Here is a 9,161-nt window from a genome sequence, read left to right on the forward strand (position 1 = left end):
ATCGCAGGTCGTGCTGTATTCGCGCGTCCGCGACGCCCGGGCCGCCGCCGCGCTGCGCAGGTTTGCCGACAGCCTTGCAATCTCGGCGTAAACTGGCGGGCCCGCCGCCCCTAATCTCCAGACGAATGCCGATGAAGCCCGACGCCCGCAAGCACCTCCGCGCCAACCTGCTGATGCTCGGCGCCGCCGCGATCTGGGGCTCCGCTTTCGTCGCGCAACGCCTGAGCCTCGACGTGATCGGGCCGTTCCTGTTCACCGGGCTGCGCTTCCTGCTCGGCGCGCTCGTGCTGGTGCCGCTGCTGATGGTGAATGCGGCGTCGCGCGCGCAACTCGCGGCGATCCGGCGCGAACCGGCGCTACTGCTGCCGGGCCTCGCGCTCGGCGGGCTGCTCGCCGTATCGATCTCGCTGCAGCAGGTCGGCCTGCAATACACGCGGATCGCGAACGCCGGCTTCATCAGCTCGCTGTACGTCGTGATCGTGCCGCTGATGGGCGCGCTCGCGCGCCACCGGATCGGCGCGGGCACGTGGTTCGGCGCGTTGCTGGCAGCGATCGGCCTGTATTTCCTCAGCATCGACGAGCATTTCTCGGTGCTCTACGGCGACTGGTTCCAGCTCGCGGGCGCCGTCATCATCGCCGCGCACGTGATGGCGGTCGGCCATCTCGCGAAGCGCCACGATCCGCTCGTGCTCGCGTTCCTGCAGTTCGCCGTGTGCGGCGTGGCGTGTCTCGCGGTCGGCCTGGCGGTCGAACCGGTCAGCGCCGCGATGCTGCGCGGCGCGCTGCCGACGCTGCTGTACGGCGGGCTGCTGTCGGTCGGGGTCGGCTATACGCTGCAGGTCGTCGCGCAACGCGACGCGGCGCCCGCACACGCGGCCGTGATCTTCAGCATGGAAGGCGTGTTCGCGGCGATCGCCGGCTGGGCCGCGCTCGGCGAAACGCTGACGCTGCGCGCGCTCGTCGGCTGCGCGCTGATGCTCGCCGGCCTGCTCGCGTGCCAGTTGCTGCCGAACGGCGACGCACGGAAAAACGACAAGGACGCGCTGCCGGCGTGACGCCCACCGTCCCTATAATGGCGATTCGCGTGACTTCCACGCCAACCGCTTCCGACAGGCCAGCTCCGTGACGTCCACTTCCGTCGATCCCGCCGCCGACCTGCTGCGCGAACGCGCAGCGCACTACGCCGCCCAGGCGGCGCTGTTCCTGCGCGACCAGGCGCTCTCCACCGCGTCGCACGACCTGCGCAGCCCGCTGAATGCGATGCACAGCTGGGCCTACGTGCTCGAGCGCCAGCTCGCCAATGCCGATCCCAATCTCCAGCGCGCGCTCGCGGGCATCCGCACGGGCATCGACCAGCAGGTCGCGCTGATCGATGGCGTGCTCGACGCGCCGCGCGCGGAAACGCGCACGCTCGTGCTCGCGCCGCAGCCGTTCGCGCTGCGCGCGCTGCTCGACGAAACGGTCGCGCTCGTCCGGTTCGCGCTCGCCGACGCACGCCAGGTCGCGCTCGACACGACGCTGCCGGACGGCGAGCCGTCGCTCACCGTCGATCGCGAACGCGTCGCACAGGCGCTGTGGACCCTGCTGACGACGGCCGTCGAAGCCAGCGCCGCGGGCAGCCGGGTCGCGTTCGCCTGCACGCGCGACGGCGCGCAGTTCACCGCGCGCGCCACCTGCACCGTGAATGCCGGCGTTCTCGTGGACCCCGCGCAGCCGCATGCGTTCGAATCGTTCGCGCGGCGCGAGATGCTGCACGAGCGCGATGCGAAACGCAGCGCGTGGACGCTCGCGCTATGCCAGCGCGTCGCCCTCGCGCACGGCGGCACGTTCACGCACGACGCGTTCGCCGACGGCGCGGCCGCCACCCTCACCTTCTCGATTCCCTGCGAGGCGCCGGTGTAAGCAAGCGGTCGCCCGACGCATTACAAATTCCTTTCTGGCTCTATACTGATGGGCCTGTCATAACCGGAGCGATTCTTTGTTACAGATCTTCGCGCTCATCGGCGCGTTGTTCCTGGTGGCCCTGAACGGGTTCTTCGTTGCGGCCGAATTCGGCCTCGTCAAACTCCGCGCGACGCGCGTCAAGACCCTCGCCCGCAAGCACGGCCTGCGCGGGCGCATCCTCGGCATCGTGCACGGCCGGCTCGACGCGTATCTTTCCGCGTGCCAGCTCGGCATCACGCTCGCATCGCTCGGCCTCGGCTGGGTCGGCGAACCGGCGTTCGCGCAACTGCTCGGTCCGCTGCTCGACCTGATCGGCGTCCAGTCCGAGCGCGTCGTGCACCTGATCTCGCTGGTGTTCGCGTTCTCGCTGATCTCGTTCCTGCACATCGTCGTCGGCGAACTGGCGCCGAAGTCGATGGCGATCCGGCAGCCGGAGAAGGTCGGCCTGTGGGTCGCGCTGCCGCTCTACGCGTTCTACTGGGCGATGTATCCGGCGATCTGGGTGCTCAACACCAGCGCCAACGCGGTGCTGCGGCTCGCAGGGCTGTCGGCCGACCACGGCGGCGACGCGCACTATTCGACCGACGAGCTGAAGCTGATCCTGCGCAGCCGCCGCAGCGCGGCCGGCAATGCGGCCCAGCCGGCGCGCGGCACGTACACCAACGACGAGTGGAACACGCTCGCGCATTCGCTCGATTTTTCGTCGATGACCGTGTCGGACCTGATGCGGCCGGCCCATGAAATGATCGGCCTGCGGCGCGACCTGCCGCTGCCCGACAACATGGAGATCGTCGCGCGGCACCGCTTCAGCCGCTATCCGCTGTTCGAGGATGCGTCGCGCGAACAGGTGAGCGGGCTGATCCACCTGAAGGACCTGCTGCTCGCGCGTCACGCGGGCGCCGCGCTCGAGGATCTCTCCGACTACGTGCGCCCGGTCCAGTACGTGAAGCCCGACACGCCGGCGCTGGAGCTGTTCCGCCGCTTCCGCAAGGGCGCCCCGCACTTCGCGCTGGTCGGCAACAAGGGCGAGAAGCCGATCGGCTTCCTGACGCTCGACAACCTGCTCGGCGCGCTGGTCGGCCAGATCCACGACGAATTCCGCCAGGGCGACGCCGACTGGAGCCGCCTCGACGACGGCACGCTGATGGGCAAGGGCAGCCTGCCCGTCGTGTCGCTCGAGCAGGCGCTCGGCATCGACATCGACGAAGGGCGCGCGGAATCGGTCGGCGGCCTCGTGATCCAGGCGTTGAGCGACCTGCCGACCGAAGGGCAGCGCGTGTCGTTCGACCGCTTCGACGTCGTCGTGAAGAAGATGAACGGGCCGCGCATCGTGCTCGTGCGCGTCTATCCGAAGATCGCGAAAGAGGCCGACGAATGACGGCCCGGCGTCGCATCGCACGATGAACGCGCCGCTGCCGCGCTGCTGCGTGATCACGTCGGAACCGGCGTCCGCGTCGGCGGCCGATCGGGCGGCGTTCCTCGACCGGCTGTCGGCCGTGCTCGCCCGCGGCGAAACGCTCGTGCAACTACGCGTGAAATCGCTCGACGCGGCCGCGTTCGCGTCGCTGGCCGCCGCGGCGCTCGCGCGCTGCGACGCGGCCGGCGCGCACCTGATGCTGAACGGCCCGATCGACGCAGCCGGCGTGATACGGCTCGACGGCGCCGGCTGGCATCTCGACGGCGCCGCGTTGCGCGCCGCCGCGCAACGGCCGCTGCCGGCCGATCGATGGGTGTCCGCCGCGTGCCACACGCAAGACGACCTGCTGCTGGCCGCGGGCGCCGGCGCGGATTTCGTCACGCTGTCGCCGGTGCTGCCGACGCTCAGCCACCCCGGCGCGCCGGCGCTCGGCTGGGCGCGATTCGACACGCTGGCCGCACAGGCCGCGATGCCCGTGTTCGCACTCGGCGGCATGACGCGCGCGCATCTCGACGACGCGCGCCGTCACGGCGCGTACGGCATCGCGGGCATTCGCGGGTTCTGGTAATTCGGTGCTTTCCGGCAGGCGGTCGGCTGCGTACGACCGCGGCCGGCCGCACCGCTTCACGCGTTCACCGGCTCATGCGTTCAGGTTCGGACGCATGCCGCGCCACGAACCGTCGTCGATGCGACGCACGTCGTGCGTCAGCGCGTAACGATTGACGTCGCCGGTCAGCCACGCGACGAGCGAATACGGCGGCAATTCCCCTTCATCGACCCGATCGCGGGCGCGTGCCGGCGTCTCGAACACCACCCGTCCGCCCGGCGCATCGAACGGCACCGCATCCGGCGACAGGTTCAACGCGATCGTCAACGTCTCGTCGTCGGCGAGCCGCCATGATGCGCACAGCGCGTCGGCATCGCCGTCGCCGTCCGCCTTCAGCGCATGGGCTTCCTGCGGCCGGCAATCGGACAGCCGCGGCGCGATCAGCTTCGCGCGCACCGCGAGCGCCGACTGCACGAAATGCGCGCGATCGATGTCGCGCGCGGTCTCGTCGAAGATCAGCGGGATCTGCGGCGTAAGCAGCGACAGCGCGAGCGCGGCCAGACCGGCCGCCTGCCCGGGATCGCCGGGGCCGCCGTCGCGCCATGCGCCATCGGACAGCACGAGCGACGTCAGCGACAGGCCGCCGTCGAATGCCATCCCGTCCGCCGACGCGGCCGGCTGGTACGCCGCGCCGGCCGCGGTCAGCGCGCGGGCGAGCGTGTGGATCGACTGGTGCGTGGAAATGCGCTCGCGCGCCGACGTGTCGCGCCCCGTGAGCCGGTGCAGCGCGCGTTCGCCGCAGCCGTTCCACTGCGCGTCGAAATGGGTATCGGCCAGATGCGCCGGATGCCGCTCGCTGCCGAGCACGAGGTGGATCAGCCGGTCGGCCGGCACGGCGGCGCGCACGCGATCCGCGATCTCGCGCAGCCACGACACGCCGATCCGGTCGGCTTCGCGCAGGCGCAGCCCGTCGCAACGGTATTCGTCGAGCCAGTACAGCGCGTTGTCGCAGAAGAAATCGCAGACTTCCGGATGATCGAGCGCGAGCGGCGCGGCCTGCAGCGGATCGTCGCGCGTATGGAAGAACGGCCCCGCGTAGTGGCGCAACGCATCGGTGCCGCTGCCGAAGCGCGCGTAGTCGAGCTCCAGCAGCACCGCGAGACCGTAGCCGTGCGCGGCGTCGATCAGCGCCTTGAGCGCGTCGGGGCCGCCTTCGGCCGCGAGCGGCGCGAACGGCAGGCTGTCGTGCGGCGATGCGAGCAGCTCCAGCGCGGTCACCCCGAGGCGCGCGAGCTGCGGCAGGCGGCGGCGCACGGCGTCGAAGCCGCCCACCGCGTGCGGGCGGATCGCGTAGAGCGCGACGTCCTCCCATGCGCGCCCGTGCCAGAACGTATTGCGCCACGTGAATGCGCGTGGATCGACGACCTCGCTCGGCCCGTTGAGCCCCTCGGGTTGCGAACGCGACGCGGGGTCGGGAATCGACACGGTATCGTCGAGACGATAGCGGTAACGCGCGCCCGCGCCGCAGTCGACGAAGACTTCGAACCAGTTCGGGCCGGCGCTCGTCATCGGCACGAGCATCGGGCCGTAGCCGGTATCCAGTTCGAGCTGGACGTGGGTGCTGCCGGGCGCCCACACGCGGAAATGCGTGCGCGGCGTCGTGCTGAGCGCGCCGCAGGGCTGCGCGCCAAACGGCAAACAATGGATGTAGTGTTGCGCGTACGGATCATGCGGACAATCGGACATCATGCGCTCCTCGTGCGTACCGAGCGGCATGGCCGCGCCACTGGCGCAGCGCATCGGAGCCCGGCATGCGACGGCCAGGCGGGGGGAGAGAAACGAGTATGCGCCGGATTCGCCACCGCGATGCGGTGTGGTCAGACATTTTTAAATGCGAATCGACCCCGGGAAACCGCCGCCGGAAACGAAGCGGCATGCACCCGCGAGTCGGGTAGTCGGCATACCGGAATGATTGCTCGTCTTGTTGCGCCGGCCGCGCGCGCATACGCTGCCCGTCATGCTCGCGGACACGTCGTCCGCGCCCGTCAAGAGGAACCCGCCATGTCGCTTCCCGCCAGCGCCGCGAAATTCGATCCGTCACGCGCGCACGAATACGCCGAACAATCGCGCATCGCGCTCGCCGGCTACGACGCCTGCCATGAACTCGCCGCCTGCATGCTCGCGTCGGCGATCGGTGCGACCGATGCCCGGATTCTCGTGGCCGGCGCGGGCGGTACGGGGCAGGAAATCTGCGTGACGGCCGCGCTCGAACCGGGCTGGCAATTCACGGCCGTCGACCCGTCCGCGCCGATGCTCGCCCTCGCGCGCTCGAATGTCGAGGCCGCGGGTTTCGGCGCGCGTACCGCGTTCGTCGAGGATGGCGTCGACGCGTTGCCCGATGCGCCCGCGTTCGACGGCGCGACGCTGATCGGCGTGCTGCATCACGTGTCGGGCGACGACGCGAAAGCCGCGCTGCTGCACGCGATCGCGCGGCGACTGAAGCCCGGCGCGCCGCTCGTGCTCGCCGGCAACCATCGCCGCTACGCGCACCACCCTCGCCTGCTCGACGCCTGGCAGCAGCGCTGGCGCATGAAGGGCGCCACGCCCGACGCCGTGCGCGCGCAACTCGCGAAGATCCTGCAGGGCGCCGATCCGCCCGCGTCCGAGGAAGCCGTATTCGCGCTGCTGCGCGACGCGGGCTTCGATGCGCCGCTGCGTTTTTTCGCGAGCCTGTTCTGGGGTGCGTGGATCGCGGTGCGGCGCGCATGACGGTTCGATGCGGTGCGCCACGACGCGCACCACACGATTCGCGAACGCGCCGCGTGCGCTCGGTATGATGTCGTTCCCGCCCCCTTCCGGCCTCGACATGCTCACCGTCCATCACCTGAACAACTCGCGTTCGCAGCGCGTGCTCTGGCTGCTCGAAGAACTGGATGTGCCGTACGAGATCGTGCGCTACGAACGCGATCCGAAAACGATGCTCGCGCCGGCCGAATTGCGCGCGATCCATCCGCTCGGCAAGTCGCCCGTCGTGACCGACGAGGGCCGCACCTTCGCCGAATCGGGCGCGATCATCGAATACCTGGTCGAACGCTACGGCAACGGGCGCCTCGCGCCGCCGCCCGGTTCGCCCGAGCGGCACGACTACACGTACTGGCTGCACTACGCGGAAGGGTCGGCGATGCCGCCGCTGCTGCTCAAGCTCGTCGCGCTGCGGATCGCGCATGCGCCGATGCCGTTCTTCGCGCGGCCGATCGCGCGCAAGATCGCCGCGACGCTGCAGTCGGGTTTCGTCGATCCGCAGATCGACCTGCATCTCGGCCACGTCGACGGTGCGCTGGCGCGCAGCGGCTGGTTCGTCGGCGACGGCTTCAGCGCGGCCGACATCCAGATGAGCTTTCCGCTCGAAGCCGCGACCGCGCGCGGCGGTGGCAGCCGGTATCCGGCGATCGCGCGCTTTCTCGACACGATCCATGCGCGGCCCGCGTACCAGCGCGCGCTGGAGCGCGGCGGCCGGTACGACCTGCTCAAGTAGCCGGCGTCAGCTCAGCAGCCCCGCCGCGACGTTGATCGACAAGCCGAGCACGGCCATGTTGAAGTAGAACGACAGGATCGACTGCGCGAGCACCGAGCGTCGCGCGGAGCGGTTCGCGAGCGACACGTCGGCCGTCTGCGACGCGACCGCGAGCGTGAACGCGAAATACAGGAAATCCCAGTAATCGGGCTCCGGGTTCCGGTCGGGGAAACGGAGCGCGCGATCGTTGCTCGGCGAGCCGTAATAGAGCCGCGCATAGTGCAGCGTGAAGATCGTCGGGATCAGGAACCACGCGCCGAACAGCGTCGCGCCCGTGATCGCGTAGTGGCTGAGCCCCGCGCTGAAGCCGACGCTCTTGGCGGTCGCGAGTTCGATCGCGATCGCCGCCACGCTCGCGACGGTCGCGAGGCACACGACGGTCAGCACGGTCGTCGCGTTTTCGTCCTCGCGGATCGCGACTTCGCGCACCTTGTGATGATGCGCGGTCACCATGCGCACCCACATCAGCACGAGGTACAGCCAGACCGCGCAATCCCAGCCGATCAGCGCCCGCGCGGTCGGGCGCAGCGGAAACGGCAGCAGCACCGCGCACAGCACGCCGGCGACGAACGCCGCGACCATGCGCGGCCGGTTGCGTAATACCTGCGGATAAAGCGTCATCGTGTGATTCCGAAAGCGGATGGAAAGGGTTCGGCCGGTGCGCGGGAAAGCCGCCGCGCCGGCGGGTAACGCGCCCCAATTATCGCCATTCCGTCGTGACGTGGCGATGGGCACGAGCGCCTAAGATAAGGGGATGACCGCCACCGCCCTGCTCTGCCGCCATCCCGCGAACCCGGCCGGCCGCGACTTCGTCGTCGGCGACCTGCACGGCTGCGTGGACGTGCTGCGCGCGCTGCTGCACGACGTCCGCTTCGATCCGGCCCGCGACCGGCTGTTCTCGGTCGGCGATCTCGTGGACCGCGGCCCGACCTCCGAAACCGCGCTGGACCTGCTCGACCGGCCGTGGTGCCACGTCGTGCGCGGCAATCACGAGGAAGTGCTGAGCCTCGTCGCGCGCGGCAAGCTGCCGCCCGACGCGTGGCGCGGGATCGGCGGCGACTGGGGCGCCGACCTGCCGCCGGAACGGCTGCACGCGCATGCGGCACGCGTCGACGCGCTGCCGCTCGTGCGCGTGATCGGCGACGGCCCGGCGCGCTTCAACGTGCTGCATGCGGAATTCTTCGGCTCGGATGCGGATCTCGATACCGGCAGCTATCCGCACGACGTGCGCGAGCGGCTGATCTGGGGCCGCGATCTGGTCCAGGGGCTCGCCGATCCGGCGCGGCAGGCGGGACTGTCGCTGACCTGCACGGGGCATACGCCGGTGCGTGAACCGCAACGGATCGGCGCGCAATGGTTCATCGACACGGGTGCGTTCGCGCCGGCCGGGCGCCTCACGCTCGCCGAGCCGCGCACCGGCCGCACGTGGTCGATGACGCAGGCCGAGGCGCGCGAACGCCACGCGGGCGACTGGCCGCTGCCGTGACGGGCCGGTCGGTGGCCGGTGTCCGCTCCGCGCCATGCAACGCCCGCCGCGCCCGGCCAGGCGAACGCTAGCTGTGAAGCGTCAAGAGGTTGTTTCTCGACGCGGGAAGTCTGGCCATCGGCGCAACGCCGCCGATGGCGCTATGGGCACGATGCCAGTTGTAGTGGTGCTGCCAACTCGCCAAGGCTTCGAT

9 protein-coding genes and 2 pseudogenes are annotated in these 9,161 nt (G+C 70.2%); 8 read left to right on the plus strand and 3 right to left on the minus strand.

What is annotated here, in order from left to right; translation table 11 throughout:
* The 5 genes and pseudogenes from H3O04_RS31030 to H3O04_RS31050 all read left to right on the plus strand — a co-directional run.
* A pseudogene (locus H3O04_RS31030) lies at positions 1-91 on the plus strand (LysR family transcriptional regulator); the annotation flags it as partial.
* Positions 92-131: 40 nt separating this feature from the next.
* Positions 132-1,055: a DMT family transporter gene (locus H3O04_RS31035; RefSeq protein ID WP_202589140.1), complete on the plus strand. Its 924-nt coding sequence runs from the start codon at positions 132-134 to the stop codon at positions 1,053-1,055.
* A 67-nt stretch (positions 1,056-1,122) separates the two neighbouring features.
* On the plus strand, positions 1,123-1,902 hold the full coding sequence (locus H3O04_RS31040; RefSeq protein ID WP_124476639.1) for a sensor histidine kinase: 780 nt from the start codon (positions 1,123-1,125) through the stop codon (positions 1,900-1,902).
* Between the two features lie 76 nt (positions 1,903-1,978).
* On the plus strand, positions 1,979-3,322 hold the full coding sequence (locus H3O04_RS31045; protein ID WP_006479462.1) for a hemolysin family protein: 1,344 nt from the start codon (positions 1,979-1,981) through the stop codon (positions 3,320-3,322).
* A 22-nt stretch (positions 3,323-3,344) separates the two neighbouring features.
* Positions 3,345-3,929: a thiamine phosphate synthase gene (locus H3O04_RS31050; protein WP_202589141.1), complete on the plus strand. Its 585-nt coding sequence runs from the start codon at positions 3,345-3,347 to the stop codon at positions 3,927-3,929.
* Between the two features lie 72 nt (positions 3,930-4,001).
* Here H3O04_RS31050 and H3O04_RS31055 read toward each other — a convergent pair whose 3' ends face one another.
* Positions 4,002-5,654: a DUF3459 domain-containing protein gene (locus tag H3O04_RS31055; protein WP_185921400.1), complete on the minus strand. Its 1,653-nt coding sequence runs from the start codon at positions 5,652-5,654 to the stop codon at positions 4,002-4,004.
* 315 nt (positions 5,655-5,969) lie between these two features.
* Between H3O04_RS31055 and H3O04_RS31060 the strand changes: the two genes are divergently transcribed.
* Positions 5,970-6,677: a class I SAM-dependent methyltransferase gene (locus tag H3O04_RS31060; RefSeq protein ID WP_202589142.1), complete on the plus strand. Its 708-nt coding sequence runs from the start codon at positions 5,970-5,972 to the stop codon at positions 6,675-6,677.
* A gap of 97 nt (positions 6,678-6,774) precedes the next feature.
* Entirely contained in the window at positions 6,775-7,443 is a 669-nt protein-coding gene (locus tag H3O04_RS31065; protein WP_074806578.1) for a glutathione S-transferase, read from the plus strand.
* Positions 7,444-7,449: 6 nt separating this feature from the next.
* On the opposite strand, the gene H3O04_RS31070 is transcribed toward H3O04_RS31065, so the two are convergent.
* Positions 7,450-8,103 (minus strand): DUF1345 domain-containing protein, encoded by a 654-nt coding sequence (locus tag H3O04_RS31070; RefSeq protein ID WP_027808987.1) that lies wholly within the window; start codon positions 8,101-8,103, stop codon positions 7,450-7,452.
* 133 nt (positions 8,104-8,236) lie between these two features.
* On the opposite strand from H3O04_RS31070, the gene H3O04_RS31075 reads away from it, so the two are divergent.
* Positions 8,237-8,968 carry a metallophosphoesterase gene (locus tag H3O04_RS31075; protein WP_202589143.1) on the plus strand — a complete coding sequence of 244 codons (732 nt, stop codon included), beginning with the start codon at positions 8,237-8,239 and terminating at the stop codon, positions 8,966-8,968.
* A gap of 67 nt (positions 8,969-9,035) precedes the next feature.
* Here H3O04_RS31075 and H3O04_RS31080 read toward each other — a convergent pair.
* Positions 9,036-9,161: pseudogene (locus H3O04_RS31080) on the minus strand (IS481 family transposase); the annotation flags it as partial.

It is taken from the genome of Burkholderia sp. KCJ3K979, from assembly GCF_016759955.1.
Classification (GTDB): Bacteria; Pseudomonadota; Gammaproteobacteria; order Burkholderiales; family Burkholderiaceae; genus Burkholderia; species Burkholderia orbicola.

Bases quoted from the DNA above. Each gene is read 5' to 3' on its own strand.
- H3O04_RS31035 (WP_202589140.1), top strand. From the start codon at position 132: ATGAAGCCCGACGCCCGCAAGCACCTCCGCGCCAACCTGCTGATGCTC.
- H3O04_RS31050 (WP_202589141.1), top strand. From the start codon at position 3,345: ATGAACGCGCCGCTGCCGCGCTGCTGCGTGATCACGTCGGAACCGGCG.
- H3O04_RS31055 (WP_185921400.1), bottom strand. From the start codon at position 5,654: ATGTCCGATTGTCCGCATGATCCGTACGCGCAACACTACATCCATTGT.
- H3O04_RS31060 (WP_202589142.1), top strand. From the start codon at position 5,970: ATGTCGCTTCCCGCCAGCGCCGCGAAATTCGATCCGTCACGCGCGCAC.
- H3O04_RS31065 (WP_074806578.1), top strand. From the start codon at position 6,775: ATGCTCACCGTCCATCACCTGAACAACTCGCGTTCGCAGCGCGTGCTC.
- H3O04_RS31070 (WP_027808987.1), bottom strand. From the start codon at position 8,103: ATGACGCTTTATCCGCAGGTATTACGCAACCGGCCGCGCATGGTCGCG.
- H3O04_RS31075 (WP_202589143.1), top strand. From the start codon at position 8,237: ATGACCGCCACCGCCCTGCTCTGCCGCCATCCCGCGAACCCGGCCGGC.